This window comes from Streptomyces coryli (genome assembly GCF_011044975.1).
Lineage (GTDB): Bacteria > Actinomycetota > Actinomycetes > Streptomycetales > Streptomycetaceae > Streptomyces > Streptomyces coryli.
In genome coordinates this window covers 32,734-52,852 of sequence record NZ_JAAKZV010000007.1, presented here as the reverse complement: position 1 = coordinate 52,852, position 20,119 = coordinate 32,734, and the positions used below count along the sequence as shown (strand labels likewise).

Genomic DNA, 20,119 nt, shown 5'->3' with positions numbered 1-20,119 from the left:
CAACGGAGTCCGGTGACGTACCCATCGGTAAGTTACCGTCACCAACCGGCTCCGGCGCCAGTCGTCACCAGCAGGGGGAAGAGCAGTGAAGGCACCTACTTCGTCCGCCATCTGGTCGGCCGGCGAGACCGTCGACGGCCGCTACCGGGTGATCGGCGAGCTCGGCCGGGGCGGGATGGGCGTCGTGCACCGGGTCCGGCACCTCGCCTGGGGCATCGACATGGCGGTGAAGAGCTCGCGGCCGGAGCTCTTCCAACGCCCCGGCGATCAGGAGCTGTTCGTCAGGGAGGCCGAGGCGTGGGTGTCGCTCGGGCTGCATCCGAATGTCTGCGCCTGCCATTACGTGCGCGTGCTGGACGGCGTCCCCCGGGTGTTCGCCGAGTACGTCGACGGCGGCAGCCTCGCGGAGTGGATCGGCGACGGGCGGCTCTACGCCGGGGGCCCCGCGCAGGCTCTCGCCCGCGTCCTCGACACGGCGGTGCAGTTGGCCCGCGGGCTCGAGCACGCCCACCGCCGGGACCTGGTGCACCAGGACGTGAAGCCGGCCAACGTGCTGCTCGACGGCGCGGGTGCCGCCAAGATCACCGACTTCGGCCTCGCCCGCTCCAAAGCCGTCGTCGCCCCAACGACCCTCGAAACGGCGCCGGATGCCAGCATTCTGGTGCCGACGGGCGGCATGACGGTCGCCTACGCCTCGCCGGAGCAGCTCGCGGGCCGGCCCGTCGGGCGGCGCAGCGACGTCTACAGCTTCGCGGTCTCGGTGCTGGAGATGTTCACCGGCGGCGTGCACTGGTCGGCCGGGTCGGTCGCCGGTATGGCGTTGGACGACTACCTCGCCGACCCCGGGAATCCGGTCGCGCCGCCGCCGGAGGCCGGCAACCTCCTCCGGCGATGCCTGCGCCAGGACCCGGCCGACCGGCCGCCCTCGATGGCGGACATCGCGGACGTGCTGACCGGCATCTACGAGCAGGCGACCGGCTCGGCGTATCCGCGCCCCACGCCGCGGGAGGCCGATCTCCGCGCCGACGAGCTCAACAACCGCGGCCTCTCCCTCCTGGACCTGGACCGGACCGCCGACGCCGGGCAGGCCTTCGCCGAGGCGCTCGCCGTCGATCCGCACCACCTCGGCGCCGCGTACAACGGCGGCCTGCTGCGCTGGCGGACCGGCGCGATCACCGACGTGGAACTCGTCGCCCAGCTGGAGGCGATCCCTCAAGAGCCCGCCACCTCCTGGCAGATACGCCTGCACCTGGCCCGTATCCATCTCGAACGCGGCGATCTCGAAGCGGCCCGCCGCCTCCTCGACGACGTCGCCCGCGAGCGTCCCGACGACACCAGCGACGACAGCAACGACGACGACGTGCAGGCGGCGCTGCGGGTCGCGGCCTCCGGGAGCGTGGCCGATGCCCGCCGCACCGGGACCCGTGTCGTGCGCGAGCCGTTCGCCGTCCCGTTCGCCCCCGTCGAACTCCTCGCCCGGCACGAGGTGATGGGCTACCTCCCGATCCACTTCTCCTCCGACGCGCGGCTCGCACTGAGCGGCCACTGGGACGGCGTGCTCCGGCTGTGGGACACGGCCACCGGCGAACAGCTGCAGGCCGTCAAGGGCCACCGCACGCAGGTGCTCGGCGTCGATCTCACCCCGGACGGGTCGTACGCCCTGTCCATGAGCCGCGACGGCACGGTGCAGTTCTGGGATCTCCGGGCGGGCACGCGCGCCGGCCTCATCCCCGGCGTCGCCCACCTGACGGGGTGCCCGGTCAGGCTGAGCGCCGACGGGCGCATCGGCGTGTGGAAGGGCGCGGACGGCCGCGTCCAGGTCTGGGAGCCGCGCACCGGCGCCTACCGGTGGTCGCTCGGGCCCGCGTTCGACGGCGCGCTGGACGACTCGCTGTACGAGGTGAGCGCCGACGGCCGGCACGTGCTCACCGCCGAGGAGAATGGCGCGCGGCTGTGGAGCATGACCGATGGCGGGTGCCAGGTACTGGCCGCCGACTCACCGGCGCATGCGATGTGTTTCAGTCCCGACGGCCGGCTCGCCGCGATCGCCGTCCGGGACTGTGTGATCCAAGTGTGGGAGGTGGCGAGCGGCCGGCTGGTCCGTACGCTGACGGGCCAGACCGCCGCGGCCAGCCATGTGGCGCTGAGCGGCGATGGACGCCGGCTGCTCTCGGGCACCACCGGCGACCACACCATCCGGATCTGGGAGCTGGACAGCGGCCGGTGCCTGCGCACCTTCACCACCGATGAGTACGGCATGCATCATGTCGGATTCCCGGACCACGACGGCCGGTTCGGCGTCTCCGTCGGCGGGCACCCCGAACTGCCCATGCACCACTGGCGGCTGCCCGACGCCGGCTATGCCGCCGAGCCTCTCGTGATCAAGCCACGCGAATACGCGGAGGTGAGCCGGCTCGGCGGCCAGGCCGAGGAACTCCTCGCCGAAGCCCGCCAGGCGCTGTCGGACGGCCGCAGCCGGCCCGCCCTCGACCTGCTCACCCGCGCGCGGGCGATCCCCGGCTACGAACGCGCGCCCCAAGTCCTGGCCGCCTGGCACGAACTCGGCCGCACGGTACGCCGCGTGGGACTGCGCGCGGCCTGGTCGCGGCCGCTGGACGCCGGCCCGCTCTCCTACGGCGCCATCACCGCGATCGGCACCGCCGCCCACGCCCGGCTCGCCATCAGCGGCCAGGGCGACGGCACCATCCGGATCTGGGACCTGGACCGCGGCGAGTGCACGCAGGTGCTCGACGACCACCAGGGCCGGGTCGGCGAGGTGGCGCTGAGCGACGACGGCCGGCATGCCCTGTGCTACGGCACCAAACCGCGCGCGATCACCCGATGGCGGCTGGACAGCGGCGAGCGTCACCAGGTGGTTCCGGACCCGGAGATGATGCGCACCGTCCTGCTCATCGGCGACGCCAGGCACGTCCTGTTCGGGAGCGTGGACGGCGTCATCCGGCGGTGGGATCTGGACGCCGACCGCTGCGTGCACACCCCGGCCGAGCAGCGCGGCGCGATCGACGAGATCTCCCTCTCCGCCGACGGACGGCTCGCCGCGGTCGGCGACACCAGAGGCGTGGTGCGCCTGTGGGACCTCGGCGCCGGTACGTGCCTGCGGACCTGGTCCGGGCCCCGCGAGCCGATCCTGTCGACGTGCCTCAGCGCCGACGGCCGCCTGGCCATGTCCACGTGCGTGGACGACGACCGGATCCGGCTGTGGGACGCCGGAACGAAGCGCTGCCTGCGCGTCTTCGAAGGGCACGAGGGCTGGATCTCCGCCGTGCGGTTCACTCCCGACGCCCGGTTCGCGTTCTCGGCCGGCCACGACCGGACCGTACGGATGTGGGACGTCGCCGACGGACGCTGCCTGCACACTCTCGAAGGCCACCAGGAACGCATCAGGCACCTCGAGCTCACCGCCGACCAGCGCAACCTCATCTCGGCGGGCGACGACGGCATCCGGCTCTGGGAACTCGACTGGGATCTGGCGGCCGACTGAACTCCCGCGGGCCTAACCTCTGATCATGACCACACCATCTTCCGCCGCCCCCGCCGGCCCCGCCGCACCCGCCGGCCCGCTCTGCACCCGCGAGACGATCACCGCCGACCTGGAAGCCCTCGGCGTCCAATCCGGCGAGACGCTGCTGGTGCACTCGTCGCTCAGCGCGCTCGGCTGGGTCGCGGGCGGCCCGGTGGCGGTGGTCCAGGCGCTGCTGGCGGTGCTCGGCAGCGGCGGGACGCTGGTGGTGCCGGCGCTCACGGGCGAGAACTCCGACCCCGCGGACTGGTCCAACCCCCCGGTCGTGGCGGAGTGGTGGCCGGTCATCCGGGCGGCCATGCCCGCGTACGACCCGCTCATCACCCCCACCACCGGGATCGGGGTGATCCCGGAGACCGTACGGACCTGGCCCGGCGCGGTGCGCAGCGACCACCCGCAGACGTCGTTCGCCGCGATCGGCCCGCGGGCCGGCGAGATCACCCGCGGGCACGCGCTGGACTGCCGCTTCGGCGAGCACAGCCCGCTGGCGCGGCTGGAAGCGGCCGGCGCGCGGGTGCTGCTCCTGGGCGCGGGCTTCGGCACCTGCACCTGTTTCCACCTGGCCGAATACCGGGTCCCCGACCCCGCGGCCGAGGACGTGTCCTTCGCGGTGACGACACCGCAGGGCCGCCGCTGGCTCACCGTCCGGGACACCGTCGCGGACAGCGACTGCTTCGAGCTGCTCGGCGCCGACTTCGAACGCGACCACCCGGTACGGCGCGGGACGGTCGGCGCGGCCACCACCCGCCTCTTCGACCTCGAGCCGGCCGTCGCGTACGCCGAACAATGGCTGACCGCCCACGGCCCGCGGCGCAACGGCTGAATCCCGGGTCCCGAGTCCTACGTCCCCCGGCCGCCGCGTCCGGCGCGCGCGGCCACCGGTGCCGCCATAGCGTGACCGGGCAGAGTCCGCCCGCCTTCCGGAGCCGCCCACCATGGCCGAACGGTCCGCCCCGCTGGTCACCCGCCGCCGGCTGCTGGGCGCTGCCGCCGCCGGCGCCCTCGCCCCGCACCTCGGCCCCGCCGCCTCCCTCGCACAGGCCGCCGCCCGGGTGCCCGCGGGCGGCGCCCCGCCCCTCGCCACCGGCCCGGCGCTCCGCACCCTCAGCTTCAACGTCCGCTACGCCTCCGACGAGATACCCCACTCCTGGGCCGAGCGCCGCCCCCTCCTGTCCGCGCTGCTCTGCACCCACGCCCCGCACCTGATAGGCACCCAGGAGGGCAAGTTCCACCAGCTCCGCGACATACAGACCGACCTCGGCCCCTGCTACGACTGGATCGGCACCGGCTCCGAGGGCGGCAGCCGCGGCGAGTACATGGCGGTCTTCTACGACACCCGCCGCCTCGACCCGCGCGACTACGGCCACTACTGGCTCTCCGACACCCCGGACCGCATCGCGTCGAACACCTGGGGCAACGACAACATCCGCATGGTCACCTGGGTCCGCTTCGCCGACCGCATCACGGGCCGCCGCTTCTACGCGGTCAACACCCACCTGGACCACATAAGCCAGCCCTCCCGCGAACGCTCCGCCGCCCTGATCGCCCGCCGCCTCCGCCAGTTCCGCCCACAACTCCCCTGCATCGTGACCGGCGACTTCAACGCCGCGGCCCACGCCAACCCGGCCTACGAAACCCTCCTCCGCAGCGCGGGCCTCACCGACACCTGGGACACCGCAGAAAGCCGCGGCACCCTGTACGGCACGTACCACGGCTGGCGCCCCCTGACCCCGGACGGCGACCGCATCGACTGGATCCTCACCAGCCCAACAGTCCGCACCACCGCCACCCACCTCCTCACCACCGCCCAGGCCGCCAGCGACCACCTGCCAGTGGCCGCCGATCTCGTGCTGTGAGCGCGGCACTCGGATCGCGCCCCGTCGCCCGCCTGGGTAGATTTGCCCCAACCTGTACGCAAATCCGCCCGGAGCAGCCATGAGCGCGACGCACGGCACCCCCGCCGCGTCCCGCCCGGCCCGGCTCGCCGACCGCGTGCCGCGGTGGGCGGGGGGCGCGCTCGGGACGCTTGGGCTGTATTGCGCCGTGACCGCGCTGATCGGGCCGTTGCGGCGGTTGCTGCGGCCGGTCACGCACTTCATCGATGACTGGATCTTTCCGGCCTCCCCCAATCTCGCCTACGCCGCCTTCCTGATGCTGCTGGCCGTGGCCACCTCCGCACGGAAGCGCGCCGCCTGGTGGGTGCTCGCCTGCTACTGGGGTGTGCTGCTCGCCATCGCCGCGCTGGTGCTCGTCGTCGAGCACGACGTCGGCGACGCGCTCGCCCCCTTCCTCCTCGCCGCGGTCGTGCTGGCGGTGCTGCTGCTGGCCCGGGAGCAGTTCGCCGCGCGGGTGCGGCGCGGTGCGTTCTGGCGGGCGCTGGCGGTGCTGGCCGGCGGGCTCGCCCTCGCCGTGCTCGCCGGGTGGGGCCTCGTCACCGTCTTCCCCGGCGGGCTGCCGGCCGGGCAGCGGCTCGGCTGGGCGGCGAACGAGGTCTTCGGCGGGCTCTCCGGCGCCCATAACTTCGACGGCCGGCCGGCCCGCATCCTGCACTTCCTCCTCGGCCTGTTCGGCGCCCTCGCGCTGCTCGCCGCCGCCGCCACCCTGTTCCGCTCGCAGCGCGCCCGCGCCGGGCTCGACGCCGAGGACGAGGTGCGCATCCGCGCACTGCTGGCCCGTTACGGCTCCGACGACTCACTCGGCTACTTCGCCACCCGCCGCGACAGAAACGCCGTTTTCGCGCCCAGCGGCAAGGCCTGTGTCACCTATCGCGTCGAGGCCGGCGTCTGCCTGGCCGGCGGCGACCCCGTCGGCGACCCCGAGGCCTGGGGCGCGGCGATCGACGCCTGGCTGGCGGTGGCCCGCTCGTACGCCTGGACCCCGGCGGCGATGGGCGCGAGCGAGGCGGGCGCCCGCGCGTACAACCGGGCCCGGCTCGGCGCGCTGCAGCTCGGCGACGAGGCGGTGCTGGTCTTCGACGACTTCCGCCTGAACGACCGCGAGATGCGCGGCGTGCGGCAGGCCGTCGGCCGGGTGGCGCGCACCGGCATGACCGTCCGCATCCGCCGCCACCGCGAGCTGACCGACGCCGAGATGGACGAGGTCATCCGCCTCGCCGACGCGTGGCGCGACACCGAGACGGAGCGTGGCTTCTCCATGGCGCTCGGCCGCCTCGGCGACTTCGCCGACGGCGAGTGCCTGCTGGTCGAGGCCCGTACGGCCGAGGGGAACCCGGCCGCGCTGCTGTCCTTCGTGCCGTGGGGACGGGACGGGGTGTCGCTCGACGTGATGCGTCGCGACCGCTCCTCGCCCAACGGCGTGATGGAGTTCATGGTCGCCCAGCTCGCCGAACAGGGCCCGCAGCTCGGCATCCGGCGGGCCTCCCTCAACTTCGCCGTCTTCCGCTCCGTCTTCGAGGAAGGCGCCCGCATCGGGGCCGGACCCGTGCTGCGGCTGTGGCGGCATCTGCTGCTGTTCTTCTCCAAGTGGTGGCAGCTGGAGGCGCTCTACCGGTCGAACGTGAAGTACCGCCCGCGCTGGCTGCCGCGCTTCCTCTGTTACGGCGAACCGGGCGCCCTCGGCCGGATCAGCCTGGCGGCCGGAATCGCGGAGGGCTTCGTCGACCTCCCGTGGCGCCGCGAGGCCCCGCGCACCGGCGTGCGGCCGCCGGCCGCGCTCGGCGAACTGCCGCCGCTGAGCGAGGAGGAGGTGGCGGCGGCACACGGGATCGCCCCGCTCGTCAGCGCCCCGTCCGTACGGCCGCCGGAACAGGTCCGGGTGCGCCTGGACAAGCTGGCCCGGCTGCGGGCGGCGGGCGTGGACCCGTATCCGGTGACGGCCTCGCGCACCCACACGCTCGACGAGATCCGCCGCGCCCACCCCGGCCTGGCGGCGGGGAGCAGGACCGGCGATCGGGTGCGGGTCGCCGGGCGGGTGCTGCTGGTCCGCGACCACGGCGGCATCGCCTTCCTGGCGCTGCGCGACTGGTCGGGCGACCTGCAGCTGGTGCTCAGCCGCGACGGCGCCGGCGCGGACGGCATGGCGCAGCTCGCCGGGCTCGACCTCGGCGACCACATCGAGGCGGACGGCGAGGTCGGCACCACCGACCGCGGCGAGCTGTCCGTCTTCGTCACCTCCTGGCGGCTGACCGGCAAGTGCCTGCACCCGCTCCCCGACAAGCGCCGCGGCCTCGCCGACGCCGAGGCGCGGGTGCGCCGCCGCTACGTCGACCTGGCGGTCAACCCGGCCGCCCGCGACGTGGTGCGCACCCGCAGCACGGCCGTACAGGCGCTGCGCCAGGGGCTCCTCGACCGCGGCTACCTCGAGGTCGAGACGCCGATGCTGCAGCAGGTGCACGGCGGCGCCAACGCCCGCCCGTTCACCACCCACATCAACGCCTACGACCTCGACCTGTATCTGCGCATCGCGCCGGAGCTGTATCTGAAGCGGCTGTGCGTCGGCGGCATGGAGAAGGTCTTCGAGCTGGGCCGGACCTTCCGCAACGAGGGCACGTCCTACAAGCACAACCCCGAATTCACCATGCTGGAGGCCTACCAGGCCTTCGCCGACTACGACGTGATGCTCGACCTCACCCGCGAGCTCATCCAGGGCGCCGCGACGGCCGCGTACGGCAGCCCTGTCGCCCGGCGCACGGACGAGGACGGCAAGGTCACCGAGCACGATCTGGCGGGCGAGTGGCCGGTCAGGACCGTCTACGGGTCGATCTCCGAGGCGCTCGGCGAGGAAGTCGAACCCGGCACCCCCGACACCCGGCTGCGGGCGCTGTGCGACCGCGCCCAGGTGCCGTACACGGACCGGATGGGCCATGGCGACCTGATCCTGGAGATGTACGAGCGCCTCGTCGAGGAGCGCACCCAACTCCCGGTCTTCTACAAGGACTTCCCCACCGACGTCTCCCCGCTCACCCGCAAGCACCGCACCGACGACCGCCTCGCCGAGCGCTGGGACCTGGTCGCCTTCGGCACCGAGCTGGGCACCGCCTACTCCGAGCTCACCGACCCGGTCGACCAGCGCCGCCGACTCACCGAGCAGTCGCTGCTCGCGGCCGGCGGCGACCCGGAGGCGATGGAGCTGGACGAGGACTTCCTCACCGCGCTCGAGTACGCGATGCCGCCCACCGGCGGACTGGGTATCGGCGTGGACCGCCTCGTGATGTTCCTGACCGGTCTGTCCATCCGGGAGACGCTGCCGTTCCCGCTGGTGCGGCGGCGCTGAGGGCCGGGCGCGTGCTGCGCGAGGAGTGGCGGCGGCTGGCCGGCGGGCTGCGCGAAGCGTGGCGGACCGGCGGCGGGCTGCGGGGCATGTGGCTGGGGGCGGTGTGCGCGGCCCTGGTGCTGATGTTCTCGTACGGGCAGCAGAGCGAGTCCGGCGCGGACTTCATCGAGCGGGCGGCGGTGGTACGGCCGTCGCTGCCGCTGCCCACGGCGCTGGCGCGCACCCCGCTCTCGATGTTCGTGCCCGCGCCTGATCTGCCGTCCTGGGGTGCGGTGCTGCAGGTCCTGGTCGCGTTCGGTCTCGGCGGACTCGCACTGGGCGGGTGGCGCACGCTGGCCGTGGCGCTGGTCGCCACGCTGGCCGGGACGCTCTACGCCCGGCTGGGCGTATGGCTCGGCCCCGACGTGCCCGGCGGTCTCGCGGCGTCCGTCGCGCACGAGCGGGACACCGGCCCTTCGGCGGCGGTGGTCGGGATCGCGATGGTGCTGGCCTGGCGGTGGCGGTCGCGCCTGCTGCTCGTGCTGGTGCCGGGGCTGATGCTGCTGGAGCTGATCGTGGAGCCGAACCTGGCGGCGAAGGAGCACCTGGTCGGGATCGCGGCGGCGCTCGTGTTCGCGGCGGCGGACGAGCGGCTGCGGAGGCGGCGCGGGCGGGCGGGTCGCGGTGAGCGGTCAGGGGCGCCGTGAACGATCAGGGACGCCCTGAGCGGTCCTCGTCGCGGCGGCGGTCGGCGTCGCCGCGACCCGGCCGCTCCGGCAGATCGTGCCGCCCGGCGAGCAGCTCCTGCACCCACACCTTCGCCCCCACCACCGGCTCCCGCAGCCGCCGCTCGCGCCGTTCGGCCCGCTGCTGCTTGCGCGGCCGGTCGCCGTAACGCCATCGGGCCCACGGCGCACGCGGCCGGCTGAGCCGGATCGCGCCGATGACCAGCAGCGGCGGCAGGAAGATGCCCAGCAGCCCGGTCCAGATCTTCCCCTTGAGCAGGGTGATCACGGCCAGCGCGAAGGAGCCGAGCAGGGTGGTGATGAACGGCACCGGGTGCGCCTTGCGGCCGTAGAGCTCCCAGTCGTCCAGGCCGATCGGCTGCAGCCCGAGCAGGATCATCCCGATCAGCGCGACGGCGACGAAGACGGCATCGATGGAGGTGCGGCCGCGCCGGGTCCAGTAGACGTCCTCCAGGTGCAGGATCAGCGCGAACTCGTCCAGCACCAGCCCGGTCCCGATGCCGAAGATCGCCGCCACGCCGGTCCGCCAGCCGGTGAGTTCGTCCGGCAGGGCGAGGCCGATGGCGCCGCCGATGACCATGAAGACCACGCCGAAGACGACATGGTGGATGTGCGTCTCGCCGGCCTTGATGTTCCCCGGCCACCAGCGCACGCCCGCGCGGATCATGCGGACGCTGACGCGGATGGCCGCGAAGGCGGCGATGAGCCCGACGAAGAAGGCGAAGAGCGGCAGCCGGCCCGAACCTGCGATGTGCTGGTCGAACCACGTGCCCATCCCCCCACGGTAGGAGGCAGCGGGCGCGCCCGCGCGGCGGGATCCGGTGCTACGGGCCGGCCGGGAGGTCGAGCGAGAGGGCGATGGGATGCTCGGCGAAGCCGAACTCGCGGTAGAGCTGCTCGGCGTCCTTGGTGGCGTGCAGGTCGACGCGGGTGACGCCCTGCTCGGCGAACCACGACAGCAGCTCCCGGGTGACCGCGCGGGCGTGGCCGCGGCCGCGGTGCTCCGGGTCGGTGCAGACGTTGAAGACGAAGCCGAAACGCCCGTCCGGGTGGCCGGGCGCAGGCAGCCGCTCCTCGATGGTGCCGACGGCGCAGGCGGCGAGGGTGCCGCCGGGCCCGTCGATGACGAAGGCACCGGTACGCGTTCCCGGGTCGGCGAGCTGCCGCCGCAGCATCGCGCGGGCGTCGGCCTCCCAGGGCCCCGGCTCGTCGCGCCCCTTCATGGCCTGGAACATCTCGCGCCGCAGCCGCACCAGTTCGGCGGCGTCCTCCGGCCGCGCCCGCCGCACCGCGGCGGTCACGCCCCGAGCCCCTCGATCACCACCGCGCCCGGCAGCCCGGCGAGGGCCTTGCCCGGGACGATGAGCTTGCCGCGGCGCAGCCCGCTGCCGATGACCAGGTGCGGCGCGTCCGCGACCCGGGCGTCGACGAGCACCGGCCAGTCGCGCGGCAGCCCGATCGGGGTGATGCCGCCGTACTCCATCCCGGTCTCGCCGACCGCGGTGTCCATGGGCGCGAACGACGCCTTGCGGGCGCCGAGCTGCTTGCGCACCACGCCGTTGACATCGACGCGGGTGGTGGACAGCACCACGCAGGCCGCGTAGCTGAGCTCGCCGCCGCGCTTGCCCGCGGTGATCACGCAGTTGGCCGACTGCTCCAGCAGCTCCTCGCCGTAGGTCTCGCAGAAGACGGCGGTGTCGGCGACCTCCGGGTCGCTGTCGACGTAGAGCAGCTCCGCGGCCGGTACGACCTGACGCCAGGCGCGCACCGCGGCGGCCACGGGCTCGGCGAGGCGGTCGAGGACCTCGGGGGCAGGGTGGGCTTCGCTGAAGTTTCCGATCGGCGGACGCATGGCTTTCAGCGTACGGCGGGGATCGAGACGGCCAGGGTCATGTCCACAGGCTGGTCACCGTCGTTGCGGTACGTATGCGGGCGGCTGCCCTCGAAGCTCGCCGAGTGTCCGGCGGGCACCGGATACGGCTCGTCGTCGACGACGAGGGTCAGTTCACCGGCGGTTACGTGCAGCAGCTCGACCGTGCCCGGCGGGTGCGGATCGGAGGCGCTCGCGTCGCCCGGCGCCAGCCGCCACGTCCACAGCTCGAACGGGCCCGGCGCCTGCGCGTCGACCAGCAGCCGCGAGGAGCTGCCCGCCTCCGTCGACCACATCTGCACCTGCTGCTTGGGCGCCATCACCCGCACCTGCGGGCCGGTTTCGTAGTCGAGCAGCGCCGTCAGGCTGACGCCGAGCGCGTCGGCGAGCTTGAAGGTGGTCGCCACGCTGGGGTTCGTCCGCGCCTGCTCGATCTGGATGATCATGCCGCGGCTGACCCCTGCCCGTGCGGCGAGGGCCTCCAGGGTCAGACCGGCCTCCGCGCGGTAGCGGTGGAGGTTGCGCGCCAGCGACTGCGTGAGGTGATCGAGGTCCGTCACAACGTCCGTCCATTATTCTGGATGGCCAAGTTCACTTCAATGTACTACGGTCTGCTGTACTTCACCGTCCACCACACTGTACTCAAGGCAGGTCACCTCCATGTCAGCGGTTCTCGCCCTCGCCACCAGCCTCCTGTGGGGCTTCGCCGACTTCGGCGGCGGGATCCTGACGCGACGTATCAAGGCGCTCACCGTCGTGGTCGTCTCGCAGACCATCGCGGTGGCCGCGCTCGGCGTGATCGTGCTGGCGACGGGCGCGTGGAGCGAGGCGAGCGACCGGCTCTGGTTCGCGGTCGCGGCCGGGGCGGTCGGCCCGCTCGCGATGTTCTGCTTCTACAAGGCGCTCGCCCTCGGCCCGATGGGCGTGGTCTCGCCGCTGGGCACGGTCGGCGTCGTGGTGCCGTTCGGCGCCGGCCTGGTGATCCACGCGGAACGTCCCGACCTGCTGCAGCTGGGCGGGATAGCCGTGGCCGTCACCGGCGTGGTGCTGGCGGCGGGCCCGCAGCTGCGCGGGGCGCCGGTGCAGCGGCAGACGGTCTGGCTCACGCTCGTCGCGGCGCTCGGCTTCGGCGCCACGATGGCCTTCATCGCGGAGGCGTCCACCACCCTCAACGGGCTGTTCCTGGCGCTGTTCGTGCAGCGGGTGGTCAACGTCGCGGTCGGCGCCCCGGTCCTGTGGGCCGGCACCCTGCGCGGCGGCGCGGCCTTCCCGGAGGGCGGTGCCCGCTCGCTCATACCGGCCCTCCCCGCGCTCGCCTTCGTCGGCCTGGCGGACGTGGCCGCGAACGGCACCTACGCGCTGGCCACCCGCTCAGGCCCGGTCACGGTGGCGGCCGTGCTCGCCTCGCTCTACCCGGTGGTGACCGCGCTGGCCGCGCGCGGCCTGCTGCACGAGCGGCTGCGCGGGATCCAGGCCGCGGGCGCGGGACTCGCGCTCGCGGGGACGGTGCTGCTGGCGTCCGGATGAGTCACCAGTGGCTGAGTCACCAGTGGTTGCGCCACGCGTAGAGCGCGAGCGCGATGGCGTGGATGACGACGACCACCGTGAGCAGGATGCGCAGCGTGCGGTTATTCACCGCGGCCACCTCCTCAGCTCGACGGGTCCAGTGTCCCCTTTTCGCCGCTGCCGTCCCATCCGGACGGGTCCCAGTCGGCGAGGGCAAGGAGCTCCTCGGGCGTGATCCCCTCCGGGATCGGCCGCGGCGGCGGCGTCCGCAGCGGCGGCTGCCAGCCGGCCTCCGGATCCCAGCGGCGTACGACCTTCGCCGGCGCTCCCGCGACCACGGCATGGTCGGGTACCTCGCCCCGTACGACCGAACCGGCCGCGACGACCACATTCCGCCCCAGCCGCGCACCCGGCAGGATCAGCGCCCCGGCCCCGAGCCAGCTGCCCGCCCCGATCACGACGGGCGCGGTCCGCGGCCACTGCTTGCCGACGGGCTCGTGCGGATCGTCGTAGCTGTGATTCGTCGTGGTGATGTAGACATACGGCCCGCAGAAGACGTCGTCACCGATATCCACCGGCCGGTCCCCCACCACATGACTGCCGCGCCCCAGCACCACCCCGTTGCCGATCCGCAGCACCGTGTCCGTACCAAGGTCGAGATCGGGCATCAGCCCGGCGGTGAGGGTGACATGCTGCCCGACGATGCAGTGGTCGCCGAGCTCGATCCACGGCTCGCCGAAGACCGTCCCCTGCGGGAAGGCGAGCTTGGTGCCGTGCCCGATCCGGCGGAAGCGATACGGCCCGGGGCGCTGGGCAGTCACCGCCCCCGTGCGCTGCACCCAGCGCCAGCCGCGGTGCACGGCACGGGACAGCGCCCGGCTCAGGGGGCTGCTTCGCTCGGTCGGCACCCGGACACCGTACTGTGCGGTAGGGCGCGGCACGAGGACACCCCCCGAAGCGGTTTTCCCAGCGGAAGAGAGCGAGCAGAGCGATGGCGGAGCGGGCTTTGATCACCGGCGTCGGCGGCAAGGAACCGAAGGTCGACCCCGAGGCGTACACCGCCCCCACCGCCGTCGTGGTCGGCGAGGTGACGCTCGCCGCCGGCTCGAGCGTCTGGTACCACGCCGTACTGCGCGCCGACTGCGGCCCGATCACGCTCGGCGCCGACAGCAACGTCCAGGACAACTCCAGCGTCCACTGCGACCCCGGCTTCCCGGTCACCATCGGCGACCGGGTCACCATCGGCCACAACGCGGTGGTGCACGGCTGCACCATCGAGGACGACGTCCTCATCGGCATGGGCGCGACGGTGCTCAACGGCGCGGTGATCGGCACCGGTTCGCTGGTCGCGGCACAGGCACTGGTGCCGCAGGGCATGCAGGTGCCGCCGGGCTCGCTGGTCGCCGGCGTCCCGGCGAAGGTGCGGCGCCCGCTGACGGACGAGGAGCGCGACCACATCCGGCTGAACGCGGAGGGGTACGTGGGCCTGGCCCGGCTGCATGGCGAGAACGCCTGAGTCAGGCAGACTCAGGGGGTCTTGGGGTCATTAGGACGCAACGTCCAGATGATCCGCATCTGCCCGGTAACGGCCCCGTCCGCCCGCGTGATGTCCACCTCGACCGGGAACTCCGGCCGACTGCCCGCATCCAGCTCCGCGACGACCTCGGCGGCCGGACGGCCGAGCCGCGCGGTGGCGGTGACGTCCCCCATGGCCAGCTTGGCGTAGCCGATCTCGGCCCGCACGGCGAGCGGCACCGCCCGCTGCAACTGGTCGCCGAACGCCGCGAGAACGATGGCACCGCTGGCCGTCTCGGCGAGCGTGAACATCGCGCCGGCGTGCGGCCCGCCGACGTGATTGTGGTACGCGGGCTGGTCGGGCAGGCGGACGGTCGCGCGCTCGGCGCCCGTCTCCTCGAAGACGAGATTGAGGGTGCGGGCCATGGGCACGGTGGCCGCCATCATTTCGCCGATATCCGGCAGAGTCTCGGGCATGCGCCGCACGTTACCAGCCAGTAGCAAGCGCGGCCCGGCGGCGCCGCCGGATATGGTGCTGCCCATGTGGCAAGGACAGCAGCCCGGGGGCGAGCAGCACCCGAACCAACAGGGACCCAATCCGTACCAGCAGCCCCCGCAGTACGGCCAGCAACAGCCGTACGGGCAGCAGCCGAACCCGTACCAACAGCCGGCCCCCGGCTGGTCACCCCCCACACCCCCCGGCGGCATGCAGCCGCCCCAGAAGCAGGGCCCGAAGACCTCCTCCATAGTGGCAATAGTCACAGCGGTCGCGGTCCTGGCCGCGGCGGTGGTGGTCGGCGTCGTCCTGATGAACCGCGACGACGGCGGCAAGGACCCGGTCGCGGGCACCTCGAAGTCACCCAAGGCAACAAAGAAGACCGACGAGCCCAGCCAGAGCACCTCCGACGACCCACGCAGCGACGGCGCAAACGGCGGCCTGAAGGCCGTAGTCCCGGGCTGGAAGCCGGTTTCCAACCCCAAGCACGGCACGCTCTTCGACGTCCCGCCGAGCTGGGAGGTGCTGGGCGCCGACACCGGTTGGGGTCTTGAGGACCCGTACGACAAGTCGGATTTCCCCGGGCCGGCCGTATCCTTCTCGGCTCCGGCGGTGTTCAAGCAGAAGTGGTGCAAGTCCGGAGACGACACCTATACGCGAGCCTCGGTCGGCACCAAGGGCGCGCAGGGGGCGAAGAACACCGGCGAAGCGGCCACTAACGAGGCCATGGCCTGGGCCGCGTACGGGTATTACAAAGACCCCAAGAAGGAAGTCAAGGCCGGCAAGCTCGAATACACCAAGCCCAAGGCTTTCTCGAACTCGTACGGCACGTCCGGGAAGTACGTCATCGCGACCACCACGGGAGCGACGAAGACCAATAAGTGCACCGGACAGAACGGCAAGGCAGTCGCCTTCAGCTTCGAGGACAAGGAAGGCGAGCTCAAGACCTTTGTCCTTCTCACCGACTTCAAGGTGAAGGACGAGGTCCCGCAGAGCACCATCGAGAAGATGATGAAGAGCCTGCGCCCGCTCGAGCAGTGACCTGAAGACGGCCGAAGCGGACGGAACACGACACGTGTTCCGTCCGCTTCAGTGGGTCTACCTGTCTACAGATTGCCCGAGTAGACGAAATGACCGCCGCCGTTTTCCTCCAGCTTTCCGGTTATTTCGTACCACACGTTGCCGTGGCTGTTGATGCACCGGTAGTAGCCCGTGATCTCCCTGCCCGCGTCGAGGTAGTACGCGGTGCGACGGTCGGTCACACCGGGCTTGTTCCACCACTCACATACGGGAATCCGCCGTCAGACTGGCGACTGCGGTCCCGCCGGCGATGACGCCGACCGCAACCGCGGCCGCGGCAAGGACAGCCTTGCGCACATTTCCCCCTTACAGGTAACCGGAGTAGATGAACCGGGCGTCCTTCTCTTCCAAGTCGTTGCCCAGATTGCCGGTTATCTCGTACCAGACATTCCCCGCGCTGTTGATGCAGCGGCAGTATCCGCGGACCCGCTCGCCGCCGGCTATCTAGCCGGTGACCGTCGAGGACCCGCTCGGCCCCACGTGCACGGGAGTACGGCGGTCAGTCACCCCGTACCGGCCCCACTCCTCGCAGGTGAATTGCCCCATGGTGGCCACGTCACCATTCGATGTCGCCGAATCGGCGACCGCCGGACTGCCACCGGCCAGAACCGCACCGACGGCAAGTGCCGTCGCAGCGCTGGCGATTAGACGCCGCACGCTTACCCTTTCCAGCTATGAATGGTCGAGACCTATGGATAGCCACTCTTGATCATGACGTCAAGCGGAAAGCCCCGCCGTCTCAGAAATCAGCTGGCGAAGTACCCATAAACCAGGAGATAGTTCGGGCGTGACCGCTCCCCCACCAGTCGCCTCGCCGCGCAACTACCGCCTCCTCGCAGCCGCCGCCGTCGTCACCGGACTCGGCGCCTCCGGCGCACTCATCGCCTCCGCCTTCGCCGTCCTGGAGGCCGGCGGAAGCGCCGGGGACGTGGGGCTCGTCGCCGCCGCGCGGACCATCCCGCTCGTGGTCTTCCTGCTGATCGGCGGCGCGATAGCCGACCGCCTGCCGCGGCACCGGGTGATGGTCGCGGCCAACGTCCTCAACTGCGTCTCGCAAGCCATCTTCGCGATCCTCGTCATCAACGGCACCGCCCAGCTCTGGCAGATGGCACTCCTCAGCGCCCTCGGCGGCACCGGCCAGGCCTTCTTCGCGCCGGCCGCCGAGGGCATGCTCCTGTCGTCGGTGACCGGCGACCAGGCCGGCAAGGCATTCGCCCTGTTCCGGCTGGGGGTCAACGGCGCCAACATCGGCGGCGCGGCCCTCGGCGGCGCCCTCGTCGCCGCCATCGGCCCCGGCTGGGTGCTCGCCGTCGACGCCGCGGCCTTCGCCGTCGCCGGCGCGCTACGGACCTTCCTCGACGTCAGCCACATCCCGGAACGCGAGCCGGGCCCCGGCATGCTGCGCGACCTGCGCGACGGCTGGCGCGAAGTGATCAGCCGGCCCTGGCTGTGGTCCATCGTGGTGCAATTCGCCGTCGTCAACGCCGTGGTAGCCGCCGCCGAGTCGGTGTACGGACCGCTGGTCGCCCGCGACAGCCTGGGCGGCGCGGCACCGTGGGGCTACGCCCTCGCCGCCTTCGGGGCCGGGACCGTGGGCGGGGCCCTGCTGATGACCCGCTACAAACCCAAGCGGATTCTCCTCGCCGGCATCCTCTCCGTCTTCCCCCTCGCGCTGCCCTCGGCCGCACTCGCGCTGCCGCTGCAACCGATGCCGCTCGCCGCGGTGATGTTCGTCAGCGGACTGTCCGTCGAAATGTTCGCGGTGACCTGGATGATGGCCCTGCACCAGGAGATACCCGAAGAGAAACTGTCGCGAGTGGCGTCGTACGACATGCTCGGCTCGCTGGCCGGCATCCCGCTGGCCACAGCGCTCGCCGGCCCCGCGATGGGCGTCCTGGGAATCGACGGCGCGCTGTGGGGCTGCTCGGCGCTGATCGTGCTCCTGACCGCCGCGGTCCTCTTCATCCCCGAAGTACGCACCCTCACCCGCCGCGAGCAGGTGCCCGTCGCCGCTCAGCCCACCGTGAAGGCGCCCCGCGGCGGTTCCGGGGACGGGACCGCGTCTGCGTCTGCCACCGGCTGAGCGCCCGGGCACAGTCGGTCGAGGGAGGCGCCGTGGACCACCCGTGCCGGGAATGGGTCCGCTGCCACCCGGCGGGCGAACTCGCCCACCTCCGGCTCCTGGTGGGCCGCCACCAGCAGCGCGTTGCCGAAGCGACGGCCGCGCAGGACGCCCGGTTCGGCGATGAGGCAGCGGCCCGCGAAGACGGGGGCGGCGTTGGCGAGTTGGGAGCCGAGGAAGCGGAAAGGGGCCGAGTCGGCGAGGTTGGCGATGTAGATGCCGTCGGGGCGCAGCGCGGTCGCGGCGGCCAGCGCGTATTCGGCGGAGGCGATACGGGCCGGGGACCGCGAGCCCCCGTACACGTCCGCGATGATCAGGTCGTACGCGCCCGCCGGCACCTGCTCGAGCGCCGTACGGGCGTCCTCCGCCAGCAGCGTGACCCCGCTGTCGGCCGGCAGCGGCAGGTGGTCGGTGATGAGGCGGAGCAGCGGGCGGTCGTTGTCGACGACGAGCTGCCGGGAGCCGGGGCGGGTGGCCACCAGCCGGCGCGGCAGGGTGAGCGCACCACCGCCGAGGTGCAGGACGTCGAGCGGACGGCCCTCGGCGAAGGTCGCGTCGATGACGTGCGCGACGCGGCGCGCGTACTCGAATTCCAGGTACGTCGGGTCGTCGAGATCGACGTACGACTGCGGCGCGCCGTCCACCGTGAGCAGCCACGCGTTCGGCCGGTCGACATCGGGCAGCAGCTTGGCCGTGCCGCCGTCGACCGCGGCGGTGACGGGTATCGGCTCGTCCGTCAGCTCATCGTCCGTCAGCTCGTCGTCCGTATCCACCGCCCTATTGTCACCGCTGCCGCACCCGCGCGATGCGGATGCGGCAGCGGTCGTGGCAGGGGCGTTACGGAGGCGGCCCTACCGCACCTCCGTGACCGTGCCCGCCCCCACCGTGCGGCCGCCCTCGCGGATGGCGAAGGTCAGCCCCGGCTCGAGCGGCACCTCGCGGCCGAGCTGGACCGACAGCTCGACCGTGTCGCCGGGCCGGGCGACGCCCGCCTCGCCGAGGTCGATGTCGCCGACCACGTCCGCGGTGCGGATGTAGAACTGCGGCCGGTAGCCGGTGACGATCGCGGAGTGCCGGCCGCCCTCCGCCGCGGGCAGCAGGTACACCTGCGCGGTGAACCGCCGCCGCGGCGCCACGCTGCCGGGCTCGGCGACGATGTGCCCGCGGCGCACCGCGTCCCGGGCGACGCCGCGCAGCAGCAGCGCGACGTTGTCGCCGGCCTCGGCGGACTCCATCGGCTTGCCGAAGGTCTCCAGGCCGGTGACCGTCGTCTCGATCTCCGCGCCCAGCACCTCGACCTTGTCGCCGACGCGCACCGTGCCGCGCTCGACCGCGCCCGTGACGACCGTGCCGCGCCCGGTGATGGTGAGCACGTTCTCCACCGGCAGCAGGAACGGCGCGTCCGTGTACCGCTCCGGCATGGGCACGTACACGTCGACCGCGTCGAGCAGCGCCTCGATCGCCGCCGACCATCGCGGGTCGCCCTCGAGCGCCTTGAGCCCGGAGACCCGTACGACCGGGACGCCGTCGCCGTCGAAGCCGTGCTTCGCCAGCAGCTCGCGGACCTCCAGCTCGACCAGGTCGGTCAGCTCGGGGTCGCCGGCGTCGGCCTTGTTCAGCGCGACGACGACGTGCTCGACGCCGACCTGGCGGGCGAGCAGGACGTGCTCGGCGGTTTGCGGCATGACGCCGTCGGTCGCCGAGACGACCAGGATCGCGCCGTCCAGCTGGGCGGCGCCGGTGACCATGTTCTTGACGTAGTCGGCGTGCCCGGGCATGTCGACGTGGGCGTAGTGCCGGGTCTGGGTCTCGTACTCGACGTGCGCGATGTTGATCGTGATGCCGCGCGCCGCCTCCTCCGGGGCCCGGTCGATACGGTCGAACGGGACGAAGGAGCCGGAGCCGCCGGCGCGCTCGCTGAGCACCTTGGTGATCGCGGCGGTGAGCGTCGTCTTGCCGTGGTCGACGTGGCCCATGGTGCCGATGTTGAGGTGCGGCTTGGTGCGCACGTATGCCTGCTTGGGCATGTCTC

Annotated in this window: 18 protein-coding genes; 9 read left to right on the top strand and 9 right to left on the bottom strand. The window is 72.5% G+C overall.

What is annotated here, in order from left to right:
- The first annotated feature begins 85 nt into the window (after positions 1-85).
- From G5C51_RS43960 to G5C51_RS03565, 5 genes are all read left to right on the top strand, one after another.
- A complete protein-coding gene (locus G5C51_RS43960; protein WP_165231406.1) occupies positions 86-3,502 on the top strand; it encodes a protein kinase domain-containing protein in 3,417 nt (1,138 codons plus the stop codon).
- Between the two features lie 25 nt (positions 3,503-3,527).
- A complete protein-coding gene (locus G5C51_RS03580) occupies positions 3,528-4,364 on the top strand; it encodes an AAC(3) family N-acetyltransferase (protein WP_165231403.1) in 837 nt (278 codons plus the stop codon).
- A gap of 112 nt (positions 4,365-4,476) precedes the next feature.
- Positions 4,477-5,397: an endonuclease/exonuclease/phosphatase family protein gene (locus G5C51_RS03575; protein WP_165231400.1), complete on the top strand. Its 921-nt coding sequence runs from the start codon at positions 4,477-4,479 to the stop codon at positions 5,395-5,397.
- A 79-nt stretch (positions 5,398-5,476) separates the two neighbouring features.
- On the top strand, positions 5,477-8,773 hold the full coding sequence (gene lysX, locus G5C51_RS03570) for a bifunctional lysylphosphatidylglycerol synthetase/lysine--tRNA ligase LysX (protein ID WP_165231397.1): 3,297 nt from the start codon (positions 5,477-5,479) through the stop codon (positions 8,771-8,773).
- Between the two features lie 11 nt (positions 8,774-8,784).
- Positions 8,785-9,459, top strand: coding sequence for a hypothetical protein (locus tag G5C51_RS03565; protein WP_165231394.1), 675 nt, complete (start codon positions 8,785-8,787; stop codon positions 9,457-9,459).
- 4 nt (positions 9,460-9,463) lie between these two features.
- Here the strand turns inward: G5C51_RS03565 and G5C51_RS03560 are convergent, their stop codons facing one another.
- The 4 genes from G5C51_RS03560 to G5C51_RS03545 are packed head-to-tail and all read right to left on the bottom strand — an operon-like array spanning position 9,464 to position 11,928.
- On the bottom strand, positions 9,464-10,273 hold the full coding sequence (locus tag G5C51_RS03560) for a hypothetical protein (protein ID WP_165231391.1): 810 nt from the start codon (positions 10,271-10,273) through the stop codon (positions 9,464-9,466).
- Between the two features lie 49 nt (positions 10,274-10,322).
- Positions 10,323-10,799: a GNAT family N-acetyltransferase gene (locus G5C51_RS03555; RefSeq protein ID WP_165231388.1), complete on the bottom strand. Its 477-nt coding sequence runs from the start codon at positions 10,797-10,799 to the stop codon at positions 10,323-10,325.
- Positions 10,796-11,350: a YbaK/EbsC family protein gene (locus G5C51_RS03550; protein ID WP_165231385.1), complete on the bottom strand. Its 555-nt coding sequence runs from the start codon at positions 11,348-11,350 to the stop codon at positions 10,796-10,798. The genes G5C51_RS03555 and G5C51_RS03550 overlap by 4 nt, the downstream gene beginning before the upstream one ends.
- 5 nt (positions 11,351-11,355) lie before the next feature.
- Positions 11,356-11,928, bottom strand: coding sequence for a cupin domain-containing protein (locus G5C51_RS03545; protein WP_165231382.1), 573 nt, complete (start codon positions 11,926-11,928; stop codon positions 11,356-11,358).
- Between the two features lie 100 nt (positions 11,929-12,028).
- Between G5C51_RS03545 and G5C51_RS03540 the strand changes: the two genes are divergently transcribed.
- Positions 12,029-12,895 carry an EamA family transporter gene (locus tag G5C51_RS03540; RefSeq protein WP_165231379.1) on the top strand — a complete coding sequence of 289 codons (867 nt, stop codon included), beginning with the start codon at positions 12,029-12,031 and terminating at the stop codon, positions 12,893-12,895.
- Between the two features lie 122 nt (positions 12,896-13,017).
- Here G5C51_RS03540 and G5C51_RS03535 read toward each other — a convergent pair whose 3' ends face one another.
- Entirely contained in the window at positions 13,018-13,782 is a 765-nt protein-coding gene (locus G5C51_RS03535) for an acyltransferase (protein WP_338118002.1), read from the bottom strand.
- Positions 13,783-13,865: 83 nt separating this feature from the next.
- Between G5C51_RS03535 and G5C51_RS03530 the strand changes: the two genes are divergently transcribed.
- Positions 13,866-14,390 carry a gamma carbonic anhydrase family protein gene (locus tag G5C51_RS03530; protein ID WP_165231373.1) on the top strand — a complete coding sequence of 175 codons (525 nt, stop codon included), beginning with the start codon at positions 13,866-13,868 and terminating at the stop codon, positions 14,388-14,390.
- Between the two features lie 11 nt (positions 14,391-14,401).
- On the opposite strand, the gene G5C51_RS03525 is transcribed toward G5C51_RS03530, so the two are convergent.
- Positions 14,402-14,866: a DUF4442 domain-containing protein gene (locus tag G5C51_RS03525; RefSeq protein ID WP_165231370.1), complete on the bottom strand. Its 465-nt coding sequence runs from the start codon at positions 14,864-14,866 to the stop codon at positions 14,402-14,404.
- Between the two features lie 64 nt (positions 14,867-14,930).
- Between G5C51_RS03525 and G5C51_RS03520 the strand changes: the two genes are divergently transcribed.
- A complete protein-coding gene (locus tag G5C51_RS03520; protein WP_165231367.1) occupies positions 14,931-15,926 on the top strand; it encodes a DUF8017 domain-containing protein in 996 nt (331 codons plus the stop codon).
- A gap of 65 nt (positions 15,927-15,991) precedes the next feature.
- Here G5C51_RS03520 and G5C51_RS03515 read toward each other — a convergent pair whose 3' ends face one another.
- Entirely contained in the window at positions 15,992-16,147 is a 156-nt protein-coding gene (locus G5C51_RS03515) for a hypothetical protein (RefSeq protein WP_165231364.1), read from the bottom strand.
- Between the two features lie 605 nt (positions 16,148-16,752).
- On the opposite strand from G5C51_RS03515, the gene G5C51_RS03510 reads away from it, so the two are divergent.
- The gene (locus tag G5C51_RS03510) at positions 16,753-18,048 is read left to right on the top strand and encodes an MFS transporter (protein WP_165231361.1); all 1,296 of its coding nucleotides are present in this window, start codon (positions 16,753-16,755) and stop codon (positions 18,046-18,048) included.
- Here the strand turns inward: G5C51_RS03510 and G5C51_RS03505 are convergent.
- Both G5C51_RS03505 and tuf read right to left on the bottom strand, forming a co-directional pair.
- Entirely contained in the window at positions 17,979-18,860 is an 882-nt protein-coding gene (locus tag G5C51_RS03505; RefSeq protein WP_338118001.1) for a spermidine synthase, read from the bottom strand. The genes G5C51_RS03510 and G5C51_RS03505 overlap by 70 nt on opposite strands.
- Before the next feature lie 78 nt (positions 18,861-18,938).
- Positions 18,939-20,114, bottom strand: a complete 1,176-nt coding sequence (gene tuf / locus G5C51_RS03500; protein ID WP_165231358.1) for an elongation factor Tu — start codon at positions 20,112-20,114, stop codon at positions 18,939-18,941.
- Positions 20,115-20,119: the final 5 nt, after the last annotated feature.